Origin of the sequence: Vineibacter terrae (assembly GCF_008039615.1) — a bacterium.
Classification (GTDB): Bacteria; Pseudomonadota; Alphaproteobacteria; order Reyranellales; family Reyranellaceae; genus Vineibacter; species Vineibacter terrae.
Window position 1 is genome coordinate 24227 of the sequence record NZ_VDUZ01000065.1, and the last position, 24112, is coordinate 48338.

The window sequence follows — 24112 nt, forward strand, 5'->3', positions numbered from 1 at the left end:
CTCAGACTGCGAGCCGCAGCTGCGGGCGCGCCAGGTGCCGGCGCTGCGCCTCATACCAGCGGCACAGATGCGTTGATCGGTGGTCGACGGTGCACGAGCCGGCTTTCTCACGCCGGGCGGCAGCGTCCCAGGCCATGGAATCCACCGAGTGCACGCGCGGGTGCCCCGCCAGCTCACTGATCGCCGTGCCTTTGACACCGAACAGATGGAGCGTCTTGCCCCTCGGCAGTTCGCGATCCAACCGGGACAGGATATGAAGGACACCGTCGGTTCCGCCGAGGTGGCGCCGACACACCGAGCCCAACCCCATCACGTCAGGCAGCGGCAACGCCGACATGTGATCGAAGCACCGCAGATAATCGTCCGCGTGCCACCCCTGCAGCACCGGCAGGGGGTGGCGGACACCCGCGCGGGCGGCCTCTTCCTGACAGCCCTTTAGCATTCGAGCCGTCAGCGCGATCCGCCGCGCGACCTCGGCCGGATCGCGCGCAATTTGAGGCTCGCAGCAATAGTCCATTGCTGCCCACCACGCCCACGGGAACGCACCCGCGAGCCGGACATAGTCCCGGACAGACCAGGGATAGCCGCCGTACCGAAGCATTGCCACGAAGCCCGCGCTGTCGAGCGCGACGTCGCAGCCCGAGAATGTATCGGGCCGAGGCAGCTTGAACCCGGCACCGTCCCGGCGCCGAAAGGCGTTCGCCGATACCAGGATGGGTGCTTCCAATGCTGACGCATGGGCGGTGAAACGACGGAAGCTGGCGGGTATGCCCAATCGAACTAGCATCGCCGCTGCTCCGCAGCCGCGCGCGGCGACGCATCTGGGGCCAGCGCCAGGTCACGAAAAGCCCCGGCAACTGCACGCGTGGCGGCTAGGCTACTGCGGCCGGCGTCACAGAGGAGGTCAGCCGCCAGGATGGGACGTGGTGTCATCGCCCCACTCCGCTGCTGGACGCCGGCCTTCTCTCCGTGCAACCATCAGAATCATGGGGGAGAATGGCAAGGTCTGGCTGATCGTCGCGGCAATTGCTTTCGCGGCGTTTGTGCTTGGCAGCTTCCTGACGCCAAGCTTCGAGTGGTGCAGCGCAGGCCCTGCCGAACAACGCAAGACCCATCTCGGGTTCACATGCGACGCCTGGATCCAATCGATCTCTCAGCTGCTTGGCGGCGTCGCTACGCTGATTGCCGTCGTAATGACGCTGAACCACGGCAAGCGCGAAGCAGCCGAAGAGTCCAAACGGAAGCTTGCGGCAATTGGGTACGAATTGGCCGCCGTCGAGCACGTCCTCAGAACTGCGTGGAGAAATATCATCCAACAAACTAACGACTTCCGGGCCAACAAGCCGGGTCGCGACATCTTGTCGAGAGAGTACGTGATCGAAGTTACGAACACGCAACCGCCGATCACGACGCACATATTCGCGACTGTCGGCGCCGAGGTCTCCCACTTGCCGACCGACGATGCTCGTGCAGCGATCGAGGCATCTGCTTCGATCAGGGAGTGGACCTCGTCCTTCAGGCGACTGCATGCTCGTCTTACTGACGATGAGGGCACCAACGTCGGAATTGTGGACGGCTTTGCCTTGCAGTGCTTCATGGCAGCGCGAGATTGTGCCCGGGCCGTCGAAGGGATCGAGCGCTTCACGGGCCTGAAGATCGCCCATGAATGATAGAATAAGTAACAAGCTATCGTGGGCGCCATCAGCATAGTCGGGATGGGCGCCAAGAAGGGGGAGTATCACGCCCCAGTCTCCTGAATGGCCCGCCGCAGTTGCAGGCCGGTCAACCAGTCGGTGCCGCCGATCGCAGCGACGCCCTGCTGCTCGCCGACGCGGGCCATAAACACCGACCCGAGGCCGGGCATGTGCTGGCGCTTGCCGCACCAGGCCAGCCAGTCGCGCAGCAGCGCCGTCATTTCGACGAGCGCGCCGTGCTGGACAGCGACACGCTCGGCCCACCATTGATCGAACAGAGATTGCGGCGCGCCCATCACGGCGCCGCCCGGTTCAGCGCCGCGCCGATGCGCGCCGTCTGCCACCATTTCGTGTGGCTGCCGTTTGCCTCAAGGTGCGGCACGAACACCACCGCCGCGGTGCCGTCGCCGTCCGGCCCCGGGCGCAGGAAGCCCCACCCCTTGCTGTTGGCCCTATGGGCGAACAGCGACCAGCTCGACGTCGTGCCGGGCCGGAACGCGATGATGCGGTGGAAGTCGGCGCCGCGCAGCATGTAGGGCAGGAACGGCCTGCGCATGCGCACCCGCATCACGCGGCCGTGCTGGTCGAAGCCATCGAGCCGCGCCTCGCGGTAGCCGCCGGCCAGCGGCAGCGCGATGGCGCGCGGCCAGGGATGATCATGCAGGCCGCGGTCAGGGTCAGGCCGCAGGTAGTGGTGCAGGTAAATCGTCCAGCCTGCGACCTGGCCGACATAGTAGCGCTCGAACAGCGGCACCTGCGTCGCGTCCGTCTCGCTCACCTCGGCCATGATGATCCGGCCCGGCAGGCGCCCGGCCCACCGGTACAGCAGCCTACGCAGCATCCCCCGTCTCCATCCTCTTGAGAGTCCACACCCGGCCGCGCACCAGGGCCGGCAGCTCGGCCGGCAGCTCGAATTGCTGCCGCAGGCCGGGCCACGACGCATGCACCGATCCCGCGCGCACGCGGTCGTGGGCGGCCTTGATGGCGTAATTGACGCTGGTGTGGTCGATGCCGCCGACATGCATGCCGATCCGGGCCAGGGTCATGTCGGCCCGCATCTCGGCCAGCAGCGCGCACACCATCTGCCGCGGCCACGACAGAGACCGCGACCGGCGGCGCGCGACCACCTCCTCGATCCTGATACCGTGCGCCTCGGCGACGGCCGCCAGGACGTCACAGGCCACGGCGTCGGCCTCGAATGTCAGGAGCGCTTCCAGGTGCCGGATCTGCGCCAGGCACGCCGCACCCGCGCGACGCAGCACCTCGATCGTATCGCCGGCCAGGGCGAGCTCGTCGTGCAAGGCCGCGATCATGCCGCGCGCCTCGGCCAGTTCGCGACGCAGCGCCTCATGCGAGGCATCGGCACCGACACTGCGCAGCGGCTCTATCTTGCCGGGCGGCAGCGGCCCCTCGACGCTCGCCGCGGGCCCATGCACCCGCCCGCCCCGCACATAGCTGGGCGCGCGCCGCATCACCGAGTCGGCCGGCACGCGCGTGGCCAATTGCAGCGCGTGCATCACGTCACCAGACCGAAATCCAGCGCCTGGCGCTGCGTGAGCCGCAGCGCGCGCTGGATGCCGCGATCGCTCATGCCGTGCTGGCGCCACTCGTCGACGCGCCGCGCCGTCGCCAGCAGCGCCGGCCGCGGGTCGAGCCGCTTGGCCGGCAGGATCAGCATCGCGCGCCGCGCCGCCGCCGACTCGGCATCCGCCGGTGCCCGTGCCGTCACCGCGGTCCACGGCGTCCAGCCATCGCCGGACCTGACCCGGATCTGCCGGGCATTGCCGCCGTGCCGGATCACCTCGATCTGCCCGGCCTTCGCGAGACGCTGCAGGCGATCCGTCATCATCGTGACGGCCGAGGCTTCGGTGAGGTCGCTGCGCATGTGGCCGGTCATCACGAGCTGCTCGACCAGGTCGAGATAGCGCGGGCACGGGCGCTGCGCCGTGGCCGCCTCGCGCAGATGCGCCAGCACGACCGAATCGGCCTGGGCTTCCGCTGCCGCGCGCGCCTCGGCCAGCGCCGCGCGCCGCTGCGCCGACCGCGCCCGTGCCAGACGTTCGCTCGGCGAGCGCACGCGCTTCTTTACGCCGGCTTCGGCGCGGGCCGATATGCGGGCGTAGGCCTCTTGCTCGCGCTCAAGCATCGGGCGGCGTCCACGCGTCATCGCCCGTCAGCGACAGGTGCAGCCGCGCGCCCTGCACCGCCGCCACGAGGTCGGCATCGTCCATCGCCCGCAGCCGCCGCGCGATGTACTCGCGCAAGGCGGGCGTGAGCGCCTCGGCATACAGCGCGGCGAGGTCCGCGAAATGCTGGAAGATCGACCGTGTGCTGCAGTCGGCCTTGCGCGCGATATCCTCGGCCTTGGGCCGCAGCACGCCGTCGACGATCATGCGCCGCGTCGCCTCCAGTATCCGAACCCGCGTGCGCTCGGCGCGCCGCATGCGACCGTCAATCTTCGCCGGCGTCGTTTCCGTCGCGGCCTCGACACCCTCAACCTGATCCGTCATCGCCCTTTCCCCTTCTCGGCCAGCCGCGCCTGCAGGCTGATGCGCCGCGCCCGCTCGCGCTTGAGCTGCGTCTCGCGCCTGATGCCTGCCACGCTCATGTTGTGGACAACGTCGATCGCCGCGCGCTGCTCGGCCGCGAGCATGGCGATGCGCTCTTCCTGCGGATCCTCCAGCGCCGCCCACAATTCATCGGACCGCTTGCGCAGGTCAGCCACCAGGGCGCGCATCTGCTGCCGCTCACGCGCACACACCGATCCATCAGCCATGGCCTGCCGGAACGCGCCGGACAGATCCCCGACCGCCTCGACGCAATCGAGCAGCAGCGCGCGCGGATCGGCCGGCGCCGGCGCACTCATCGGCTGCACGCGCTCGCAGGCCAGCCGCAGGTGCGTCAGGAGCGGCGGCGTGCCGCCCGCCTTCGCGATCGCAGCCGACAACTGCACGGCGTCGACATAGAGCACCTCGCGGGTCTCATCGGGGTTGCTGCACGCCCGCAGATGCCCCGATGATTTGCCGGTGGCGGCCTCGGCGCCGGCATCGCCCAGCATCGCCAGCGACTGTTGCAGCGCCTCGTGATGCGAGCCGGGTTCCCTAAGCTTGGTCATGTGACTCCTACGCTCCGATTGACGGCGACGCGGTGCCGCCGAACTGGTTGATTGCCGGTATGAGCCTGCTACGCCGCCTTCCCCGCCAACCGCGCCTCGACCGCGTGCAGGCGCGGCATCAGGTCGGCGATGCCCTGGTTGACGTCGCCGAGCTGCGCGGACAGCGTCTTGGCGCGGGCCGCGAGGGCATCGAGATCGCGGCGCAGCGCCTCGAGCTCGGGGTCGGATCGGATGGGCCCATAGGCCAGCTCGCGCAGGCGCACGACGCAGGCGGCCGGCACCTTGGACTCCTCGGCCACGCGCCGATCGGAATCGGGCGTGAGGTCGCGCGGCATCGTCGCCGCGGCCAGGGCCGGCGCGGCTGCTTTCGTCGTCATCAGGTCCACCTTGCTGCGCTTGCGTCGGCTGTCGCTGCAGGCCGGGCAGCGGTTGTGCCGCGCTCGGCCGAAATCGACGGTCCAGCCCAACCGCCGCATGTGCTTGAGCACCATTTCCGGGTTGTGGACGCCGGTCAGCGCGTGATCCTGATAGGCATCGCACTGGCCGCAGACGACATGGGCGAAGGTTCGCCGCTGCCCGTCGCTACAGGCCGATTGCAGGCTGTACGGCAACTTGAGCACGCCGCTACCCCGCTGCCTGGGCCGCCGGCGCTGCTGCGACAGGCGCCGGCGTGCTCGGCACCCAATCGGCTATTGCCTGCTGCACGCGCTCGACGACCGACAGCGTGGTGTCCCGGCCCCTACGCAGGTCGAAGACAAAGCCAGGATCGTTCAGCGCGCGGCGGCCGAACGCGGTGGCACTCTCGCCGGATGACTGCAGGTGCGCCTCTACGCAGGCGCGGAACTCGGCACGGGTCATGGTGGTGCCACCGTAATAGGCCAATCCCTATCGCGTCAATAGGCATAAACCTACTGGCCACGAATAGGACGATGCCTATTGTCTGACGCCATGGCCGTGAAACTTGATGCACCCCGCAAGCTGATTGTCGACACGATCGGCAAGCGGCCCGACCTCGACCTGAAAAAGGTTTCGCTGAAGGCCGACTTGAACCACGCGTATCTTCAGCAATTCATCTACCGCGGGGTTCCCGCCAACCTGCCGGAAAGCGTGCGCGAAGCGGTCGGCAAGATCCTCAGCATCCCGCCCGACGCCTTGAAGGGAAAAGGCAAAGCCCGCGCCGGCCGCCAAACGCAGGTCGACCAGACGCCCGATCAGCCGCCGGTCATCGGCGACGCGTCATCAGTGCGAGTCCCTGAATTCGACGTCAGGGCAGCGATGGGGCCAGGCGGCTCCCTGATCGAGATCGACGACGCCACAGCGTCCGACGCTGTGGTCGGCGAATACAGCTTTCCCAGGGACGGGTTTCGCCAGCTCTACGGTGCGCCGCCTGATGCGGTCAGGATCATATCCGTGGTCGGCGACAGCATGACCCCCACCCTCTTCCCGGGGCAAAAGGTCATGGTCGACCTGACCGACCGCCGCCCTTCGCCGCCCGGGATCTTCGTGGTCTACGATGGCCTGGGACTGGTGCTGAAACGCGTCGAGGTCGTGTTCGGCTCGGACCCGCCACGGGTGCGGATCAGCTCCGACAACCAGAACCACGCGCCTTACGAACGCACCCTGGACGAGGCACATATCAACGGTCGCGTCATCGGGGTGTGGGCCCGGCTATAGCGGCCGGTACACCGCGAAGGCGCGCCCACGGATACGCATCTCCGAGAGTGGCACCTCGACCGATTCATAGCGGGCGTTGTCCGGTGACATTCGCACCCGCACCGGCCGGTCCCCGTGTATCACCTCGATCCGCCTCAGGATGAGGCCGACGCCGTCCCACACGGCAAAGACGCCGGGCGGTGACGGACACCTGTCGTTCGTGTCGATCATGACCCGCTGACCTGATCGCAACGTCGGGTGCATCTCGTCGCTCACCACGGCGACCACAATGACATCGCTGCGCCCGGCTACACCCTCGACTACGCCACCGCGCGACACCACGCTAACATCACTCGACACGCTTCCCTCCCCAACGCCTTCGGGGACTCCTTGGGCCGCGCGAGTTTCAGAACATGCTTTGGCGAAGAGCCATCGGCGCAGACCGGTCCGCAATCTTCCTGTCACACCACCGTGAAAAATTCCAGCGCCCGCGTGCACACGCATAGGTGAATCATCCTGATTGGATCAGACTTGCCTGCGTAAATTTACGTCGATTGAACGTATACTTACGTTTACCAGCTGCAGGTGCCCCAATGGGAAACTTCCCCGCATGGGGCAGAGTCAGTTAGCATCCAATCTTGTGCGTATCATCGGCGAGCGCGGCCTGACGGATGCCGGCCTTTCCAAGAAGGCCGGGCGTCATCCCTCGACGGTGTACAACATCACTTCCGGCCGCTCGAAGCATCCGCGGCACGACACCGTTCGCGACCTCGCCAGGGCGTTAGGCGTCACGGAACAAGAGCTGACGAGCGCGCCTCGCACCGCCGGCATCGACCTGATCGGCAATGCTCGCGATGATGGCAAGATCAAGCGCACCCGGCTACAGGTGCTGTCAGTCGATGACCTCGACGTGCCGGTCGCCGGGCGCTATGAGGCCGTGCTGTTTCGCGGGGAATCCGCCGGCCGGTTCATCGACGGCGACCTGCTTTTCTTCCGCCGGCCGCGCGGGAAGGCGACGCTTGCCGAGGCCTTCTATCGAACGTCGGTCGTGCAGACGAGCTGCGGGCAATTGCTCATCGCGCTGGTGATGCCAGGCAAGAAAGCTGGCGTGGTCGAGCTGCACCCGATCGGCCGCGACGGCAAGGTCATCAGCGACCGCTGCCGGTGGGCAACGCCGATCGCGTGGATCCGCTGCGGCGGGTTTGATGCGACCGCTGCCGAATGAGCGTCACCCGGGCGTTGCCACGCGTGTACCCATCATCACGCGCTCGCGGCCGTTGAGATCGTCGAGCGGCACCAGACTACAGCGCGGCGTCATCCAGCCCACCTGGATGATGGCCTCTACGAACAGCGTCTGCCCGGCCGCAACGTCGGCAAGGTAAAGGGTGTCCCCCTCCCCGCAGGTGATGCGCCGCCGCCCCGGCGGCGAATCAATACGCACATAGTCGCGGCGACCGAGCCACGCCAACGGCGCGCCGTCCAGCTTGAGTTCCAGCCCGGTGAGAAACGCTGAATCGCTACCGCGGAGCACGTAGACCGCGCCAGTGCCGGGCGCCGTCTCGAATCGCTTCGCATCGACATCCATCGCCGTGGTCGCCGGCGCGGTGGGCGCACAGGCTGCCAGCACGATCGACGCCAGAACGACAGCACCAGTCTTGAACATCGAACCTCTCCCCAACTCCCTCAAAAGTAACACGAACGTTGCAACCTTCAAGCGAACGCCCCTTAATAGGTAAAGACCTATTGACTTATAGGAATTGGCCTATTAGCGTTTGCACGCTTTCCGCATGGAACATTGAGGCCAAGTCACATGGGGTTGTTCCTCTCGCAGCTCGACGGCATGCCCGTCGTGCCGTCGGTCACGTCGGCGCAGTTTGATCCCGCCGGCGCCAGCCAGATTGCCCACATCGCGGCAAGAGCGCGGCTCGGCCTGCTGCAGGTCGAGCGCGACGCCAACATGAAGTTGGGCCGCACCGTCGCCGATGCCCGGGCCCACCTGCGCCAGGCCAGCGCCGCGCTGGTGTTCGTGCGTACCGGCAGCGGCAACACCGATTGCATCATGCTGCCGGTCAAGACGCTCCAGCGCGCGCTGCGGCACAGGCCCGCTCACGACCGCCTGCCGTCGGAGCTGAACCCGGCATCCGGCCTCATGACCATCGGCAGCCATGCCGCCATTCGCCGCGCCGAGGCCGCGTCGTGAGCGCTGACACCATCACCGCCTTGGTCGGCCTCGCGCTTGGCCTGCTGTGCCTGCTGGCCTGGGCGCTGCGCCGCATCCGCGCATCGCGCCGCAAGCACTGCGGCTCGCGCATGTGCCTCATCAACGGCTGCCCACGGCTCTTCCGCTGCCGGGGGCTGTGATGAGCGCGTTTTCCGCCCCGCTCAACCGCGCAGAGGAGTTTTGGATGATCCATCATATCCAGCAGGCGTTCCCCACGCCGCAGCCGGCCCGGCCACGCTATCTGATGATCGACGGCCAGCCGCGCCATGTGCGCACCGAAAGCGACCTGGTCGACGCGCTCACCGACGCCCTGGTCGACGGAGCCATCCGCACCGGGTCGGCCTGCGAGGCCGACCTGATCGGCGCCGGCTTCACGCGCGCAGAGCTGGCGCAGCACCTGCCCAAGGCACGCGATCGCGCCGCCCAGGCGCTGCGCGCGAAGGTGGTGTAGCCATGCCGGTGCCCGCCGAACCCCGTGTCTATTGGTGGCCGGCCGGGCGCCGCGACGGCTGGCGTATGCGGATCACCGGCCGCAATGGCGCCGGCAAGATCCGCGCCGTGCGCCTCAACAGCGACGGCACTGAAACCACCATCGTGCGGTTTTTCCCGGCGCACGAATTCAAGTGCCCGCACGATGGCGGCGTCGACACGCTCAATCGCCTCTTCGCCGAGGCGCCGCTGATCGGCAAGGGGTCCGACCCGGGCCCGCCGCAGCTCGGCGGCACGCGGCGCGACACCACCACCGGCCAGCTGTTCGGGGCCGCGCGATGAGCAGCGAGCCCATCGTCTTCGGTTGGCACAAACGCCCCCTCTTCATCTTCGCGCTCGGCTTCGACACAGCGCCGCCAGGCATCTTCATCTACCTCGACGGCGAAGGGGCATGGAGTTTCTTCATGTCCCGCATCCAGCAGGGAACGCCGATCAGCTGCCGCTACGCCGAGCATCAGCGCGGCTGGCACCCGGCCACCGGCTTCACCCACCAGAGCAACCCCGAGGACTAGCATGTCCGATTTCCTGCGCGCGCTTGCCGCCTGGCGTGCCCAGGCGCTGGCCATCGCCACCGCACCGCACCTCTACACCGCCAGCCAGCGCGCGCTGGCCTGGCGCGTCCTGCGCCGGCACGGCGCGCGTGCCGCGTAGTCCCCGCGTCCCTCTCACTTCGGAGCCTTCATGTTCGCCCAGCAGCACAAGGAGCATCGCATGTCCAATGCCGATGACGACGTCACACTGACGCCGCCGGCCCGCAAGCTGTCGCAGCTGATCGCCTACCTCGATCAGGATTTCGACGGCGCCGCCGGCCAGGAAGTGCAGGATCTCATCGCCACCCTCGAGGACGTGGCCGCCGAAGGCCTGCGCAAGGTCAAAGGGGCGATCACGCTCAAGCTGTCGATCATCCGCGAGGATGGCACCTACGAAATCAAGCCGGAGCTGAAGGTCACGGCGCCGGCGAAACCCGTGCAGCGCACGTTCATGTGGGCGGATCGCGACAACAACCTGACGCCCGAAAATCCGAAGCAGATGAAGTTCCGCTTCAGGCAGGTCGAGGACGCGCGCAGCACCCGTGTCGTGACCGACGCCTAGCGGCGCGGCTCCGACGTCTCCCGTCAACCCCGTACATCAGGACAGACAATGCAAGAGTCCCAGCCCGCGCTTGCCGACCTGCGGCAGCTCGCGGAATTCATCCAGCAGAACACGCGCGTGCCGCAGACGATCAGCGTCAGCAGGGGCACCAGCGACGGCGCCGTCGCCATGCTGGTGCCGAAGGGCTACGCGCTCGAGGACGTCAAGCCGATCCTCGACGCCTTCCGCACCCGCCCCGAGCGGCGCGAGGGCACGGCGAAGCTGACCGACATGGCGTCCTTCACCGCCTGGGTGAACCGTCATCGTGATGACGGCTCGGTGGTGTTCTGCAAGGACAACATCAACGACCCGTCGCTGCTGGCCATCATCGACTATGACATGGCCGGCCCTGAGCAGGCCGCGCTCACGTATCCGCGCGTTGACGACGGCGACGACGTCATCGACGAGCCCGGCCACCGCGCCCGCAACGGCAAGCACCGCGCCATGTACACCTTCCCCAAGAGCCGCGTGTTCGAGGCGTGGCGCAATGCCAGCGGAAAGCCCATGGACCAGGGCGAATTCGCAGCCTTCTTGGAACAGCGCCTGGTCGACGTGCTGCCGCCTCCGACGTCCGTGTACGCCGACGGCCGCGAGGAATCGGCGCTCGCCGATCCCGAGATCCGCAAGCTCATCGCGACGCTGGACAAGAAGCTTGCGACGCCGGGTGACCTGGCGCGGTTCGCCCGCGGCATCCAGATCACCGCCGGCCGGATGGCCAAACAGGAGCTGAACCGCGACACCGGCGAGGCGACCGTCGTCTACCAGGAAGAGCACCAGGGTGAAGGCGCCGACAAGGTCAAGGTGCCCAACCTCTTCCTGATTGCGATCCCGGTGCTGCAGAACGACCCCGAGGCGTGGCTGATCGCGGTGCACCTGCGCTATCGCATGGCGGGCAGCAGCGTCAAATGGATCGTCGAGCTGCACGAGCTTGAGCGGGTTTGGGAGCGCGTGCTTGCCCACGCCTGCCAGACGGTCGAGCAGGCGACGACGATCACGCCGCTGCGCGGCTGGCCGACGGCAGGCTGATGGCCGACGCGCCACAGACAACGGATCAGGGCGACGACGCTATCGTCGCCGCCCTGTCCGGCATCATCATCGACCTGGTGCTCGACGGCCGCCTGGGCCCGGGCCACGGCTCGCGCACCGCGGCCGAGGCGCTGGTCGCCGAGCTCGACCGGCGCGGCCTGCGCATCGTAGGCGCCCGCACAGGCACCATCGCGCAGGGCAACACCCTGTCGGTGACGCTCACGACATACCAGCTGATCCTGGGCGAGCTGGTGCGCGCCCGGGCCCAGCTCGACGCGGGAGTGACCTTGGCGCGCGACGTCGTGCGCCTCGCCGAGGCCGGCTTGATCGTGACCGCGGACTCGGCTGCAGCCGGCGTCTTGGCGTCGGCGCAAGCCATCATCACCAGGGGCTGATCATGGGCGACAAGACCAGTATCGAATGGTGCGACTCGACATGGAACCCAGTGCGCGCGCGGTCGCGCGCATCGGGCAAGGTCGGATCGTTCTGCGCTCGTGTCAGCGCCGGCTGCCGTCACTGCTACGCCGAGGCCATCAACCTGCGGCTCGGCAACATGGTGCCATTCAGCGAGGGCAGGATCGGCGATGTCGAGATCTACCTCGACGGCGTGACATTGATGCTGCCGTTCCGGTGGCGGCGGCCACGGCGCATCTTCCTTCACAGCATGAGCGACACTTTCGGCGCCTGGGTGACGGTGCCCATGCTGGCCAGGATCTACGCCGTGATGGCGCTCTGCCCGCAGCACGAATTCGTCGTGCTCACCAAGCGCGGCGATCGCATGCGCATCTGGACGACCGATCCCGCGACGCCCGGCCAGGTCGACAAGGCCATGAACGAAATCGCGCCGGCGCACTGGTGCACGCGCGAGCTGGACGACGCCGGCGGCTGGCCGCTGCGCAACGTCACAGCTGGCGTATCGGCCGAGGATCAGCCATCGGCGGATGAGCGCATCCCCGAGCTGCTGGCCGCGGCGGCGGCGCGACGCATCGTATCGCTCGAGCCGCTGCTGGGCCCGGTCGACATCCTGAAATACCTGCACGCGTGCCCGGACTGCTTTAACGGCCGCACGCGCGTGACGGGGCATTTTTTCGACGAGCCGTGCCCGGCCTGCGATGGGACCGGGGTCGAGCCGCCTCGCCTCGACGGCATCATTGTCGGCGGCGAGAGCGGCCGGCGCGCACGCCCGCTGCATCCTGATCCGGTGCGTTCCCTGCGCGACCAGGCCGCCCGCGCCGGCGCGGCATTCTTCTTCAAGCAATGGGGCGAGTGGGCGCCGAAATCTGCACTGCCCGACGGACACGGACTCAATCTCGATGACATGCCCTATGGCGAATTCCACGCCGGACAGAATTGGGTGACCTCCTGCCTCTGCAGTGAGGGTGACGGTCCGCTGATTCGCGTCGGCAAGAAGCGCGCCGGCCGCCTGCTCGACGGCGTCGAGCACACCGCATGGCCCAAGGTGGCGTGATGATGCCGACACTGCCGCCTAAAGCCGCCTACGTCGTGCGCCAACGCCAGACGCGCCAGCACCATTGCCATTGGCCAGGCTGCACTAGGCAGGTGCCGCCGGCGATGTGGGGTTGCCGCGAGCACTGGTATCGCCTGCCCAAGCCGCTGCGCGACCGCATCTGGCGCGCCTATCGGCCCGGCCAGGAAGCCGACCAGCGGCCGAGCCGTGAATACCTCGAGGCCGCGCGCGACGTGCAGGCGTGGATCGCCGAGAACACCACTAAGGAGCTGCCGCTGTGAAGGCCCTCACCGTCTGGCAGCCGTGGGCGTCGCTGATCGTCGCCGGCGTGAAGCAAGCATGAGCGGCACCAGCAAGCCCGAGCGGGTGCAGACCGCCCGCGCCGCCCAGATCACCGGCCTGTCGCAACGCCAGATCCAAAACATGGCGGTGCGCGGGATGATCCCGTCGGCCGCCAAACTCGGTTCCGTGTGGACGTTCGATGAGGTTAGGCTGCGCGGCTGGATACACCAGCGAGAGGAGACATCGTGCCCGAGAATCTCTACCGCCGCGGCAAAACCTGGTGGGGTCGCGCCCAGGTTGCCGGCGACGAGCATCGACGCAGCCTACGCACGCGCGATCGGACTGAAGCGCGACGCCGGCTCACGGCCTGGCTCGAGGACCTGAATCGCGCCGCCTACGCCGGCGAGGAGCGCCACACCTGGCAGGAAGCCGTGGTGCGGTTCACCACCGAGGTCCTACCCGACAACGTCAAGCCCAAGACCGCCACGCGCTACCTGGTATCGCTGCGCCAGCTCGACGCGCTGCTGCGCGATCGCCTCGTCGACCGGCCCGAGAGCCTGCCGGCCGACAAGCGCATCACGCGGACGACCATCGCCGACATCGTCAGCGAGCGAAAGAAGTCGGGCGCCACCAACGCCACGATCCGCCGCGACCTGACGGCCGCCAGCGCCGTCCTGAAGGCCTGCACCGGCTGGGGATGGCGCGACGACAACCCGGCCAAGGAATGGGACCGCAGCCATATCAAGGAGCGCCGCGCCCCCATCCTGCTGCCGACCGCCGATGAGATCACCGCCGCCATCGCCGCTGTGCCGGCGACCATGGGGCAGATGATGGCCTTGGCCTGGCGCACCGGCATGCGCGAGGATGAGATCGTCACCCTCGAGCACCCCCAGGTGCACCTGCCGGCGCGTATCGACCTCACCAAAACGAAGACCAACCGGCCCCGGGCAATCCCCCTGACCGGCCCGATCACGGATCTGGCCGTCGGCACAATAGCCGGCACAGTCCGGCACCTGAAATCCAAGCTGGTCTTCTGGCACGGCGACGGCGCAGGCTTCGCCAACTTCGCTTCGAACTTCGCGGCGCAACGCCGATCCCACGGGATCCGCTTCCGGTTCCATCATTTGCGGCACCGCTTCGCCGTGGATTACCTGCGGGCCGGGGGCAATATCTACGACCTGCAGCAGATCCTGGGCCACGCCTCGATCAAGACCACCGAGTTGTATCTCGACTATCTGACGCCCGAGGAGAAGGAACAGGCCATGCACGGGCCGGCACAAAACCCGGCACAGGTGCAGCGGTTCGGCACAGATAACCGCGCCTGACGGCGCCACGAAACGACGTCCAAGTCATTGATATTAAAGAGAGTGGCGGAGGGGAAGGGATTCGAACCCTCGATACAGGTTTAAGCCCGTATAACGGTTTAGCAAACCGCCGCCTTCAGCCGCTCGGCCACCCCTCCGCGGGAACCGTCAAGACCCGAGCAACCTATGACCACGACGGATGCGGGGTGGTTCTAGCCTTGCTGCTTCAGGCCTGTCAAATAGCCTGACAGGCGATTTCCCCAGCCTCGGTGCCCGTGGCCGTACGCGCAGCCCGGGTCGCCCCTGCATCCTTGGCGCCTGCGCTTCCGTTCCGCCCGGGTCCCCGGGAACATCGCGGCCGCTGCCATTCCGTTCGTCATGCCAGGCGCGCGAGGGATCCAGGGGCGGCACCAGCTCCCGCGTCGGGCCCGGGATGACACCGCGGCCTGTCATGTCGGCGTTGAACCACACGTTGCGCCGTCTGTCGTGGTGCGCAACGTCGCCGTGCAGGCGATGTGTTGACGAGGCCGTCCGCTTGCTCTCTTGACCCGGACGATTCGCACGCGCAGGCTCGGCTCCGCGATCGTCCCGCGCGTCCCCACCGCGTTCCGTTGGCATTCTTATTGCTGCGCTTTCCTTATTGCTGGACTTGCCACGCAAGGAGCCTGCTCATGCCCATACGTCGTCGACGCCTGCTCACATCCGCTGCCGCCGGCCTGGGCGCGGCTTCCGTCGGACCTTTCGTCATCCGCGACCTGCGGGCCCAGGACGTCCTGAAGATCGCCGGCATCCACGACACGTCGGGCGGCCTCGACATCTACGGCAAGCAGATGGTGGCGACGATGGATCTCGCCGTCAGCGAGATCAACGCCAAGGGCGGCCTGCTGGGCAAGCAGGTGAAGCTGATCAACTACGATCCGCAATCCAACATCCAGTTCTACACCCAGTACGCCACCGAGGCGGCGACCAAGGAGAAGGTGGCGGTGGTGCATGGCGGCATCACCTCGGCCTCGCGCGAGGCGATCCGGCCATTGCTGAAGCGCTTCAACACGCTCTATTTCTACAACACGCTCTACGAAGGCGGCGTGTGCGACCGCAACATCTTCTGCACCGGCTCGACCCCGGCGCAGACGGTCGAGAAGCTCATGTCCTACGTGATGAAGAAATGGGGCAAGAAGGTCTACACCATCGCGGCCGACTACAACTATGGTCAAATCACCGCCAAGTGGATCAAGAAATACACCCAGGACAATGGCGGCGAGGTGGTGGCGACCGACTTCTTCCCGCTCGACGTCACCGATTTCGGCCCGACCATCAAGAAGATCCAGGCGGCCAAGCCCGACCTGATCCTGGCGCCGCTGGTCGGCGCGGCGCACATCTCGTTCTACCGGCAATGGGCGGCCGCCGGCATGAACAAGCAGATCCCGCTCGCCTCCACGACCTTCGGCAACGAGGTGGTGATCACCTCGCCCGAGGAGCACAACGGCATCCACGTGGTGTTCGGCTATCTCGAAGGCATCAACACGCCGGAGAACAAGGCGTTCGTCGAGACCATCCACACCAAGTACAACATCCCGCACATGACCGAGCTGGCCGCGATGACCTATCACGGCGTGCACCTGTGGGCCGAGGGCGTGAGGAAGGCGAACTCGATCGACCGCATGAAGGTGATCGAGGCGCTCGAAAGCGGCCTCACCTTCGCCGGACCGGCGGGCAAGACCACGCTCGACGCCAAGACCCACCACAACATCCTCGACGTCTATATCGGCGAGGCCAAGGACAAGAAGTTCGTGGTGCTTGAGAAGTTCCCGGTGCAGACCCCGGCCGACACCGCCGCCGTCTGCGACCTGAAGAAGAACCCGAACGACAACAAGCAGTACGTCATCGACGTGAAGACGTGATGCAGTACATCCCTTCCCCGCTTGCGGGGAAGGTGGCCGAAGGCAGGATGGGGAGCTGTGGTGATGTATAGTAGAGAGACCTCGTCGGCTCCCCTCCGCCCCTTCGGGGCACCTCCCCACTGCGCGGGGAGGGTCAGGGCCTAGCCATGGACTACGCCGCCATCCTGGCGCTGCAGATCTGCAGCGCCGTTGCCAGCCTGGTGCTGATCAGCCTCGGGCTGGCGGTGATCTTCGGCATGATGCGCGTCATCAACCTGGCGCATGGCGAGTTCCTGATGCTGGGCGGCTATGCCGCCATCACCGCCTACAACAACGGCGTCAACCTGTGGCTGGCGATGCTGATCGTGGCGCCCCTCACCGTCGGCCTGTTCGGCATCGTGGTCGAGCGGCTGATCATCCGCCATCTCTACGGCCGGCTGATCGACACCATGCTGGCGACCTGGGGCCTGAGCCTGGCGATGATCGGGTTCGTGACCGTGGTGTTCGGCAACACGGTGTCGGGCATCTCTGCCCCGCTGGGCAGCCTCACCATCGGCGCCTATCGCACCGGCGCCTACGAGGTGTTCCTGGTCCTCGTGGCGGCGGTGCTGCTGGTGGCCGGCTGGGCGGTGCTGCGCTTCACGCGGCTGGGCCTGATCGCGCGCGGCACCATGCAGAACGCGGCCATGGCGGCCGCCCTGGGCGTCAGCCCATCGCTGGTCTATGCCGTCACCTTCGGCGTCGGCGCGGCGCTCTCGGGCCTGGTCGGCGGCCTGCTGGCGCCGCTGTCGGGGGTCGTGCCCACGATCGGCGCCGCCTACATCGCCAAGGCGTTCATCACCGTGATCAGCGGCGGCGCCGCGATCCTGTCGGGCACCGCCATCGCCTCGGGCCTGCTGGGCACCATCAACACCGCGATGACCTTCGCCTTCACGCCGGTGCTGGGCGAGGTCGCCCTGCTCGCCGCCGCCGTGATCCTGCTGCGCATCCTACCGCAGGGCATCACCGGCCGCTTCTTCCAGAGGTCGCTGTGAGCGCGTCATCCCGAGCGCAGCGAGGGATCTCCCGGGAATGGAGTCTCCGTTCCCGGGAGATCCCTCGCTGCGCTCGGGATGACGGTGAGGGGCTGTCATCATGAGCCGTCTGCTGCCGGTGCTCGGCAACATCGCCGTGCTGGTCGCCGGCCTGGCAGCGCTGTTCGGGCTGCCGGCGTTCGCCGAGACCTATGTCATCATCAACGCCACCATCTTCGCCAGCTTCGCCATCCTGGCGCTGTCGCTGGCGCTGATCTGGGGCTATGCCGGCATCCTGTGCTTCGGCCAGGCGGCGTTCTTCGGGCTGGGCGGCTACACCTACGCCGTCGCCGCGATCAATTTCGGCGACACCACCGGGGCGGCGGCGCTGGCGGTGGCGCTGCCGGCCCTGTTCGCCGCCCTGCTCGGCTACTTCATGTTCTGGGGCCGCATCAGTGACGTCTATCTCGGCGTCATCACGCTCACCGTGTCGCTGATCCTCTACCGCTTCGTGAACCAGACGGCGGGCGAGCAGTGGAACATCGGCGAGGCGCCGCTGGGCGGCTTCAACGGCATCCCCTCGACGCCGATCCTGAACTGGCCCGGCCGCCCGGGCGAGCAGCTGGCGCCGGAGAACATCTTCAGCCTCGCGGCCGGGCTGCTGATCCTGGTGTATTTCGGCTGCAAGGCGCTGCTGGCGACGCGCTTCGGACGCGTCGTGGTGGCGATCCGCGAGAACGAGGCGCGCGTGGCGCTGCTGGGCTACGACACCCGCCGCTACAAGCTCGCGATCTTCGTGGTCGGCGGCGCGGTGGCGGGCCTGTCGGGCCTGATGTTCGCCAACTCGGTGTTCGTCAGCCCCACCATGTTCAGCCTGCCCGTCAGCGGCCAGATCATCATCTGGGTCATCATCGGCGGGCTCGGCACCCTGATCGGACCCGTGATCGGCTGCATCCTGATGCAGGTCCTGACCAACTGGCTGGGCACGCTCAACCAGGTGCCCGGCTTCGGCTGGGTCGACCCCAACCTGGTGCTGGGCGTGATCCTCATGGTCTTCGTTCTGCTGGTGCCCAAGGGCCTGATGGCGCTGGCGGCGGATGCGGTGCGGTGGGTGGTGCGCAACCTTCCCTTCCCCCGGAGGGGGAAGGTGCCCGAAGGGCGGAAGGGGGATGTTCGATCCGCCTCGGCGACAGGATCCCACCTCGAATCCGTTCACACATCCCCCTTCCGGCGCTTCGCGCCACCTTCCCCCTCCGGGGGAAGGAAGTCGTCGGCATGACCGCCCCCATCCTGCAGACGCGCGGGCTCACCATGCGCTTCGGCGGCGTGATCGCGGTGAACGGCGTCGACTTCAGCCTGCAGGAGGCGGAGCTACGCTGCCTGATCGGGCCCAACGGCGCCGGCAAGAGCACGTTCTTCAAGTGCCTCACCGGCCAGCTGCGGCCCAGCCATGGCGACGTGCTGTTCCGCGGCCACAGCATCGCCGGCAGCCAGAGCCATGCCATCGCCCGCCACGGCGTCGGCATCAAGACCCAGGTGCCCAGCGTCTTCGACGGGCTGAGCGTGCGCGAGAACGTGTGGCTGGCCGCCGCGCGCGTGAACCCCGGGCGGCTGGCCGACACCATGACCGACGCGGCGCTGCAGCGGGTCGGCATCGGCGCCATCGCCGGACGCATGGTGGGCCAGCTCGCGCATGGCCAGCGCCAGCTCGTCGAGCTGGCCATGGTGGTGGCGCCCGAGCCCGACCTGATCCTGCTCGACGAGCCGGCCGCCGGCATGACCGATGACGAGGTCGACCGGCTGGTGGACCTGATCAAGGAGCTCAACAAGCGCCACGCCCTGGTCGTGGTCGAGCACGACATGCAGTTCATCCGTCGCGTCGCCAGGACCGTGACCGTCTTCCACCAGGGCGCGATCCTGGTCGAGGGCGACGTCGCCGACATCCTGGTCGACGCCCGCGTGCGCGACGTCTATCTCGGCAGGCAGGCGGCGTGATGATGAATCGGTCAGCCTGTCATCCCGAGCGCCAACACTGTCATCCCGAGCGCAGCGAGGGATCTCCCGCGAATGGAGCCTCCCTCCCCGGGAGATCCCTCGCTGCGCTCGGGATGACGTTGGCGGTGATGGCTTGACCATGCTGCGCGTCACCGACCTCGCCTCGGGCTACCAGAAGATCCCGATCATCATGGGCGTGAGCTTCGAGGTCGGCGACGGCGAGTTCGTGGGCGTGCTGGGCCACAACGGCATGGGCAAGAGCACCCTGCTCAAGACCCTGGTCGGCCAGCTGCCGGCCACGGCCGGCCGCATCGGCTTCGCCGGCAGCGACATCACGCACGCGCCGACCCACCAGCGGGCGCGGCGCGGGCTGCGCTACGTGCCGCAGGGGCGGCAGATCTTCCCCGGCCTCACGGTGCGCGACAACCTGCGCATGGGCGCCGCCGGCGCCGGGCTGGCCGATGACGTGCTCGACGAGGTGCTGGACGAGCTGCCGCGGCTGAAGCCGATCCTGGGCCGCGCCGGCGGCGTGCTGTCGGGCGGCGAGCAGCAGATCCTGGCGCTGGCGCGCTGCCTGTGCGGCCGGCCCAGGATGGTGCTGCTCGACGAGCCGACCGAGGGCATTCAGCCGTCGATCATCGAGGAGATCATCGATATCCTGCTGCGGCTCAAGCGCAGGAGCGGACTTACCATCGTGCTTGTCGAGCAGAACCAGGATTTCATCCGCCGCCTCGCCGATCGCGTGCTGATCATCCAGAAAGGCCGCATCACCGGCGAGGTACCGCCCGACCATCTCGCCGATCCGGCGCTGGTGGCCGAGTTCATTGGCATGGCGGTGACGTAGTAACCTTCCCCACGCAGTGGGGAAGGTGGCCGAAGGCCGGATGGGGACCCGACGTGATCTCAATTGCAGGGACCACGTCGGCTCCCCTCCGCCCCCTTCGGGGGCACCTCCCCAACTGCGTTGGGGAGGAGGATCGTTGTGTGAACCCAAAAAGCGAGGGACTGCCATGGGAAGCGTCAAGATGCCGACACAGGCCGAGCTGCGTGACGTCGGCAAGCAGCTGGGGATGAACCTGTCGGATGCCGATATCGCGTTCTTCCAGGAGACGATGGCCGGCAGCGTCGCCGCCTACAACCTGCTGGAGACCCTGCCCGACAACCTGCCGGCCGTGAAATATCCGCGCACGCCCGGCTACCGTCCCGAGGGCGAGGAGAACAAGTACAATCTCTGGTCCGTCAAATCGGAGATCAAGGGCGCGCCGTCGGGCAAGCTGGCCGGCAAGCGCGTGGTGCTGAAGGACAATGTCTGCGTCGCCGGCATGCCGATGATGAACGGCGCCTCCACCCTGGAGGGCTACGTGCCCGACGTCGACGCCACCGTGGTGACGCGCATGCTCGATGCCGGCGCCACCGTCGTGGGCAAGGTGCACTGCGAATATTTCTGCTTCTCCGGCGGCAGCCACACCAGCGCCGCCGGCCCGGTCCACAACCCGCGCAAGATGGGCTACTCGGCCGGCGGCTCGTCGTCGGGTAGCGCCGCCGCCATCGTCGCCGGCGAGGCCGACATGGCGATCGGCGGCGACCAGGGCGGCTCGATCCGCATACCGGCGGCGTACTGCGGCATCGTCGGCCTGAAGCCGACCTGGGGCCTGGTGCCCTACACCGGCGTCATGCCGATCGAGCTCACGATCGACCACACCGGTCCGATGACGGCCGACGTCGCCGACAACGCGCTGATGCTGGAGGTGCTGGCCGGCCCCGACGGGCTCGATCCGCGCCAGATGGGCTGCACCACCGACACCTACACCAAGGCGCTCAGCGGCAGCGTCGCCGGCATGAAGATCGGCGTGGTCAAGGAAGGCTTCGGCCATCCGCAATCGGAGAAGGTGGTCGACGAGCTGGTGCGCAAGGGTGCCACGCGGCTCAAGGAGATGGGCGCCACGGTCGAGGAGATCTCCATCCCTTGGCACCTCACCGGCATGGCGGTGTGGTCGGCGATCGCCAGCGAAGGCGCTACGGCGCAGATGATGAACGGCAACAGCCACGGCTTCAACTGGAAGGGCCTGTACGCCACCAGCCTGATCGATGCGCACTCGGCCTGGAGGAGCCGCGCCGACGAGCTGTCGGACACGCTCAAGACCACGATCCTGTTCGGGCAATACGCGCTCAACAAGTATCGCGGCCACTACTACGCCAAGGCGCAGAACCTGGCGCGCAAGCTGGTGGCGGCCTACGACACCGCGCTCGCCAGGTACGACCTGCTGCTGATGCCGACCCTGCCGCTGCGCGCCACCAGGCTGCCCGACCCGGCCGGGCCGCGCATGGACATCATCCAGCGCGCCTTCGAGATGCTGCCCAACACGGCCCCGTTCGACGTCACCGGCCACCCGGCGATCACCGTTCCCTGTGGCATGAGCGACGGCCTGCCGGCCGGCCTGATGCTGATCGGCAAGCACTGGAACGAATCGACGATCTACCGCGCCGCCGACGCCTACGAGAAGAGCCACGACTGGATGAAGGTGACGGCGTGATCACCATCACCGCCATCCTGCGGGCCCGCAAGGGCGCCGAGGCGACGCTGCGCCAGGCGCTGCTCGACGTGGCCGCGCACGTGGCACGGAACGAGCCCGACACGGTCGACTTCTTCGTCGCGCAGGGGCGCGACGACCCGACCGTGCTCACCACCTACGAGCGTTTCACCGACGAGGCGGCGATGGACCGGCACAACGGCTCCGACGCCGTCGCCACCTTCTTCAAGGTCGCCGCTCCGATCCTCGACGGCGACGTGGTGCTGCACACCTGTCGCGAGGCCAGCGCCAAGAGGTAACAAGCCCGTTATCAGCGCGATCGAAGGCCCGGCTCTGCGCGAATTGCGCGGAGCCGGGCTGCTGCGGAATAGTTTCATCGGCTGAGCACATCGTTTTGCCTTGCCTTGCAGGCGCCTGACAAGGCTATCTTCCCCGCCGTGACGACCTCGCCCGCCACAGGAGGCCATCGGTGCGGAGGCTGACGACCGCCGCGCTGGCGCTTGGGCTGGCGCTTGTCCTTGGCGCCGCAGCCCCGGCGCAGCCGCAGCAACAGCAACCGACCACCATCCCGGCGGCCATGGTCGACGACACCGTCTATCTCATCGATGGCTACCTGCCGCGCTTCTCGCTCAAGAAGGCGATGAACAAGCGCTATGCGCCGACCTTCGACAAGATACAGAAGACGATCCTGGAGCGTCAGGCGCGCGGCGAGACGCTGACCTGCTCGACGCAAATCCTGACCGAACTCGCATGGCTGATCCAGTACACGAACGAGACGGCACGCGTCGACAAGCGGCTGGAGGATCTGCGGCGCAGCCTCAAGTTGCCGCCGGAACGCCAGCGCGCCGCCTTGCTGCAGTCGCCGGACGACGGCTCCTGGGGCGGCTGCTACGAGGAATGGTTCCTGCGCGTCTACGCCAGCGCCGACCCGCTCAAGCAGCTGGCGGTGCAGGGTGCGCGGCCGGCATATCCCCTGAAGTTCCTGGAGCGGGTCGACAGCGGCGAGAAGCTGGCGGCCTATGCCCGGTCGCTGCTGGTCTCCGACGTGGGGCGCAACGGACGCAACCAGCGCAAGGAGATGAACCTCGGCCTCTCGGCGCTGTCGCAGATGCTGTTCCTGCCCGAGCTCGCCTATCTGTTCGAGCCGTCCTGGCAGCGCGATCGCGTGGCGCAGGGGCTGAAGGACTTCATGGACCACGAGTGGCAGGATCCGGAAACCGGCTACTGGGGCCCGTGGTACAAGATCGACGGCAAGCTCGTGAAGACCGAGGATCTCAGCATCACGTTCCATATCGCGAGCTACCGCAATGGCGACATCCCGCGCATCCGCGAGATGGTGCGCACGACCCTGCGCATCCGCGACCGGCCCTACCCGTTCGGCTGGCACGACCGCGGCACCCAGAACAACCACCACGCCTACGACGTCGTGCGCCTGCTGCGCCTGGGCTGGCCGCACATGACCGACGAGGAGCGCGCCAACGCCTGGGCCGAGATCCTGATCATCACCGCCCGCGCGCGGCGGCTGTCGATGAACAGCATCGGCGAGTTCGACGTCAGCCCCTACAGCAGCCTCGACGAAGCCTACTATTTCGGCGTGTCGCTGTTCGACGAGCTGGGCTACTTCCGCGCCTCCAAGCGCTTCTGGACCTTCCTGCCGTCATGGCAGCCGGAGGATTCCGAGGAGCTGCGGCAGAAGATCCTGGACAACATCGAGCACCTGGGCATCCGCACGCCGATGATGGAAGCCGCCAAGCGCAAGCTGATCGCCAGCGACTGAGGGCTGCCTTCTATCCCTGTCATGGCGCCGCCGTCATCCCGAGCGCAAGCGAGGGATCTCCCGCGAATGGCGCACCGTGAGCCTTGCCGCAGGAGATCCCTCGCTTGCGCTCGGGATGACGGGAAGATCGTGCTGCCGCGGCTGCCGGCTACCGCATGCGCTCCAGCTCCTCGACCCGCTTCTCGGCGCGCCGCAGGCGCGTCTCGAGGGCTTTGACCCGGTCGGACACATCGTTGAGGCCGGACGCTGTGCGCTCGCTGTCCACGGCCAGGGAGCTCAGGGCGTTGCCGATCGCCAGCACCAGCAGGTAGTTCTGGCGGCCGGTCATCTGCTCGTTCTGGGCATGCGCAGTGCCGACGAGAAGGCGCTCCCAGGCGGCGCTGCCTGCGGCCGCCGTCGCGACACCCAGAGCGAACGCAAGGACCACGCGTCGCGACATACGACCTCCCGACATCCCATGCTTCACATAGACCGTCATCCCGAGCGCCCCTTCGACAGGCTCAGGAGATCCCTCTCCTGAGCCTGTCGAAGGG

At 67.5% G+C, this 24112-nt stretch carries 35 protein-coding genes and 1 tRNA gene; 23 read left to right on the forward strand and 13 right to left on the reverse strand.

The window, feature by feature from the left end; all coding sequences use genetic code 11:
* Window position 1: 1 nt before the first annotated feature.
* Window positions 2-727 carry a deazapurine DNA modification protein DpdA family protein gene (locus tag FHP25_RS36040; RefSeq protein ID WP_147851843.1) on the reverse strand — a complete coding sequence of 242 codons (726 nt, stop codon included), beginning with the start codon at window positions 725-727 and terminating at the stop codon, window positions 2-4.
* A gap of 259 nt (window positions 728-986) precedes the next feature.
* Here FHP25_RS36040 and FHP25_RS36045 point away from each other — a divergent pair, with 259 nt between their 5' ends.
* Entirely contained in the window at window positions 987-1670 is a 684-nt protein-coding gene (locus tag FHP25_RS36045; protein ID WP_147851844.1) for a hypothetical protein, read from the forward strand.
* A 68-nt stretch (window positions 1671-1738) separates the two neighbouring features.
* Here the strand turns inward: FHP25_RS36045 and FHP25_RS36050 are convergent, their stop codons facing one another.
* The 8 genes from FHP25_RS36050 to FHP25_RS36085 all read right to left on the reverse strand — a co-directional run bounded on the left by FHP25_RS36050 (window position 1739) and on the right by FHP25_RS36085 (window position 5691).
* Window positions 1739-1990: a hypothetical protein gene (locus FHP25_RS36050; protein WP_178134053.1), complete on the reverse strand. Its 252-nt coding sequence runs from the start codon at window positions 1988-1990 to the stop codon at window positions 1739-1741.
* Window positions 1990-2535 (reverse strand): hypothetical protein, encoded by a 546-nt coding sequence (locus tag FHP25_RS36055; protein ID WP_147851846.1) that lies wholly within the window; start codon window positions 2533-2535, stop codon window positions 1990-1992. The genes FHP25_RS36050 and FHP25_RS36055 overlap by 1 nt, the downstream gene beginning before the upstream one ends.
* Entirely contained in the window at window positions 2525-3211 is a 687-nt protein-coding gene (locus FHP25_RS36060) for a helix-turn-helix domain-containing protein (RefSeq protein WP_147851847.1), read from the reverse strand. Before FHP25_RS36060 ends, FHP25_RS36055 begins: the two co-directional genes overlap by 11 nt.
* Window positions 3211-3840: a pyocin knob domain-containing protein gene (locus FHP25_RS36065; RefSeq protein ID WP_147851848.1), complete on the reverse strand. Its 630-nt coding sequence runs from the start codon at window positions 3838-3840 to the stop codon at window positions 3211-3213. The genes FHP25_RS36060 and FHP25_RS36065 overlap by 1 nt, the downstream gene beginning before the upstream one ends.
* Window positions 3833-4204, reverse strand: coding sequence for a TetR/AcrR family transcriptional regulator (locus tag FHP25_RS36070; RefSeq protein WP_147851849.1), 372 nt, complete (start codon window positions 4202-4204; stop codon window positions 3833-3835). Before FHP25_RS36070 ends, FHP25_RS36065 begins: the two co-directional genes overlap by 8 nt.
* Window positions 4201-4809: a phage regulatory CII family protein gene (locus FHP25_RS36075; protein ID WP_147851850.1), complete on the reverse strand. Its 609-nt coding sequence runs from the start codon at window positions 4807-4809 to the stop codon at window positions 4201-4203. Before FHP25_RS36075 ends, FHP25_RS36070 begins: the two co-directional genes overlap by 4 nt.
* A 68-nt stretch (window positions 4810-4877) precedes the next feature.
* Window positions 4878-5429 (reverse strand): hypothetical protein, encoded by a 552-nt coding sequence (locus tag FHP25_RS36080; protein WP_147851851.1) that lies wholly within the window; start codon window positions 5427-5429, stop codon window positions 4878-4880.
* Between the two features lie 4 nt (window positions 5430-5433).
* Window positions 5434-5691: a hypothetical protein gene (locus FHP25_RS36085; RefSeq protein WP_178134054.1), complete on the reverse strand. Its 258-nt coding sequence runs from the start codon at window positions 5689-5691 to the stop codon at window positions 5434-5436.
* A 66-nt stretch (window positions 5692-5757) separates the two neighbouring features.
* Between FHP25_RS36085 and FHP25_RS36090 the strand changes: the two genes are divergently transcribed.
* On the forward strand, window positions 5758-6483 hold the full coding sequence (locus tag FHP25_RS36090) for a S24 family peptidase (protein WP_147851853.1): 726 nt from the start codon (window positions 5758-5760) through the stop codon (window positions 6481-6483).
* Here the strand turns inward: FHP25_RS36090 and FHP25_RS36095 are convergent.
* Window positions 6478-6822 (reverse strand): S24 family peptidase, encoded by a 345-nt coding sequence (locus FHP25_RS36095; protein ID WP_147851854.1) that lies wholly within the window; start codon window positions 6820-6822, stop codon window positions 6478-6480. The two genes, FHP25_RS36090 and FHP25_RS36095, sit on opposite strands and share 6 nt — an antisense overlap.
* Before the next feature lie 250 nt (window positions 6823-7072).
* On the opposite strand from FHP25_RS36095, the gene FHP25_RS36100 reads away from it, so the two are divergent.
* The gene (locus FHP25_RS36100) at window positions 7073-7687 is read left to right on the forward strand and encodes a helix-turn-helix domain-containing protein (protein WP_147851855.1); all 615 of its coding nucleotides are present in this window, start codon (window positions 7073-7075) and stop codon (window positions 7685-7687) included.
* 3 nt (window positions 7688-7690) lie between these two features.
* On the opposite strand, the gene FHP25_RS36105 is transcribed toward FHP25_RS36100, so the two are convergent.
* A complete protein-coding gene (locus tag FHP25_RS36105) occupies window positions 7691-8125 on the reverse strand; it encodes a hypothetical protein (RefSeq protein ID WP_147851856.1) in 435 nt (144 codons plus the stop codon).
* Window positions 8126-8272: 147 nt separating this feature from the next.
* Here FHP25_RS36105 and FHP25_RS36110 point away from each other — a divergent pair, with 147 nt between their 5' ends.
* The 12 genes from FHP25_RS36110 (at window position 8273) to FHP25_RS36155 (ending at window position 14404) form a co-directional block, all read left to right on the forward strand.
* Window positions 8273-8662 carry a hypothetical protein gene (locus tag FHP25_RS36110; RefSeq protein WP_147851857.1) on the forward strand — a complete coding sequence of 130 codons (390 nt, stop codon included), beginning with the start codon at window positions 8273-8275 and terminating at the stop codon, window positions 8660-8662.
* Window positions 8659-8823, forward strand: coding sequence for a hypothetical protein (locus FHP25_RS41160; RefSeq protein WP_178134055.1), 165 nt, complete (start codon window positions 8659-8661; stop codon window positions 8821-8823). The genes FHP25_RS36110 and FHP25_RS41160 overlap by 4 nt, the downstream gene beginning before the upstream one ends.
* 44 nt (window positions 8824-8867) lie before the next feature.
* Window positions 8868-9134 carry a hypothetical protein gene (locus FHP25_RS36115; RefSeq protein ID WP_147851858.1) on the forward strand — a complete coding sequence of 89 codons (267 nt, stop codon included), beginning with the start codon at window positions 8868-8870 and terminating at the stop codon, window positions 9132-9134.
* Between the two features lie 2 nt (window positions 9135-9136).
* Window positions 9137-9454, forward strand: coding sequence for a hypothetical protein (locus FHP25_RS36120; protein ID WP_147851859.1), 318 nt, complete (start codon window positions 9137-9139; stop codon window positions 9452-9454).
* Window positions 9451-9684 (forward strand): hypothetical protein, encoded by a 234-nt coding sequence (locus FHP25_RS36125; protein WP_147851860.1) that lies wholly within the window; start codon window positions 9451-9453, stop codon window positions 9682-9684. The genes FHP25_RS36120 and FHP25_RS36125 overlap by 4 nt, the downstream gene beginning before the upstream one ends.
* A gap of 1 nt (window position 9685) precedes the next feature.
* Complete coding sequence (locus FHP25_RS41165) at window positions 9686-9823, forward strand: hypothetical protein (protein ID WP_178134056.1); 138 nt, start codon at window positions 9686-9688, stop codon at window positions 9821-9823.
* Between the two features lie 60 nt (window positions 9824-9883).
* Window positions 9884-10264, forward strand: coding sequence for a hypothetical protein (locus FHP25_RS36130; RefSeq protein WP_147851861.1), 381 nt, complete (start codon window positions 9884-9886; stop codon window positions 10262-10264).
* A gap of 48 nt (window positions 10265-10312) precedes the next feature.
* Entirely contained in the window at window positions 10313-11329 is a 1017-nt protein-coding gene (locus FHP25_RS36135) for a DUF2303 family protein (RefSeq protein WP_147851862.1), read from the forward strand.
* A complete protein-coding gene (locus FHP25_RS36140) occupies window positions 11329-11724 on the forward strand; it encodes a hypothetical protein (protein ID WP_147851863.1) in 396 nt (131 codons plus the stop codon). Before FHP25_RS36135 ends, FHP25_RS36140 begins: the two co-directional genes overlap by 1 nt.
* Before the next feature lie 2 nt (window positions 11725-11726).
* Window positions 11727-12797, forward strand: coding sequence for a DUF5131 family protein (locus tag FHP25_RS36145; protein ID WP_147851864.1), 1071 nt, complete (start codon window positions 11727-11729; stop codon window positions 12795-12797).
* A complete protein-coding gene (locus FHP25_RS36150) occupies window positions 12779-13078 on the forward strand; it encodes a hypothetical protein (protein ID WP_218578852.1) in 300 nt (99 codons plus the stop codon). Before FHP25_RS36145 ends, FHP25_RS36150 begins: the two co-directional genes overlap by 19 nt.
* A 246-nt stretch (window positions 13079-13324) precedes the next feature.
* The gene (locus FHP25_RS36155; RefSeq protein WP_147851865.1) at window positions 13325-14404 is read left to right on the forward strand and encodes a tyrosine-type recombinase/integrase; all 1080 of its coding nucleotides are present in this window, start codon (window positions 13325-13327) and stop codon (window positions 14402-14404) included.
* A 43-nt stretch (window positions 14405-14447) separates the two neighbouring features.
* Here FHP25_RS36155 and FHP25_RS36160 read toward each other — a convergent pair.
* A tRNA-Ser gene (locus FHP25_RS36160) sits at window positions 14448-14541 on the reverse strand.
* A 513-nt stretch (window positions 14542-15054) separates the two neighbouring features.
* Between FHP25_RS36160 and FHP25_RS36165 the strand changes: the two genes are divergently transcribed.
* The 8 genes from FHP25_RS36165 to FHP25_RS36200 all read left to right on the forward strand — a co-directional run bounded on the left by FHP25_RS36165 (window position 15055) and on the right by FHP25_RS36200 (window position 23579).
* Window positions 15055-16284: an urea ABC transporter substrate-binding protein gene (locus tag FHP25_RS36165; RefSeq protein WP_147851866.1), complete on the forward strand. Its 1230-nt coding sequence runs from the start codon at window positions 15055-15057 to the stop codon at window positions 16282-16284.
* Between the two features lie 146 nt (window positions 16285-16430).
* Entirely contained in the window at window positions 16431-17297 is an 867-nt protein-coding gene (locus tag FHP25_RS36170) for an ABC transporter permease subunit (RefSeq protein ID WP_147851867.1), read from the forward strand.
* 100 nt (window positions 17298-17397) lie between these two features.
* Entirely contained in the window at window positions 17398-18555 is a 1158-nt protein-coding gene (locus tag FHP25_RS36175; RefSeq protein WP_147851868.1) for a branched-chain amino acid ABC transporter permease, read from the forward strand.
* Window positions 18552-19271, forward strand: coding sequence for an ATP-binding cassette domain-containing protein (locus FHP25_RS36180; RefSeq protein ID WP_147851869.1), 720 nt, complete (start codon window positions 18552-18554; stop codon window positions 19269-19271). Before FHP25_RS36175 ends, FHP25_RS36180 begins: the two co-directional genes overlap by 4 nt.
* A 139-nt stretch (window positions 19272-19410) precedes the next feature.
* Window positions 19411-20115, forward strand: a complete 705-nt coding sequence (locus FHP25_RS36185; RefSeq protein WP_147851875.1) for an ABC transporter ATP-binding protein — start codon at window positions 19411-19413, stop codon at window positions 20113-20115.
* 166 nt (window positions 20116-20281) lie between these two features.
* Window positions 20282-21805 (forward strand): amidase, encoded by a 1524-nt coding sequence (locus tag FHP25_RS36190; protein WP_147851870.1) that lies wholly within the window; start codon window positions 20282-20284, stop codon window positions 21803-21805.
* Entirely contained in the window at window positions 21802-22101 is a 300-nt protein-coding gene (locus tag FHP25_RS36195; RefSeq protein ID WP_147851871.1) for a putative quinol monooxygenase, read from the forward strand. Before FHP25_RS36190 ends, FHP25_RS36195 begins: the two co-directional genes overlap by 4 nt.
* Window positions 22102-22271: 170 nt before the next feature.
* A complete protein-coding gene (locus tag FHP25_RS36200; RefSeq protein ID WP_147851872.1) occupies window positions 22272-23579 on the forward strand; it encodes a hypothetical protein in 1308 nt (435 codons plus the stop codon).
* A gap of 148 nt (window positions 23580-23727) precedes the next feature.
* Here the strand turns inward: FHP25_RS36200 and FHP25_RS36205 are convergent, their stop codons facing one another.
* Complete coding sequence (locus FHP25_RS36205; protein WP_147851873.1) at window positions 23728-24018, reverse strand: hypothetical protein; 291 nt, start codon at window positions 24016-24018, stop codon at window positions 23728-23730.
* Window positions 24019-24112: the final 94 nt, after the last annotated feature.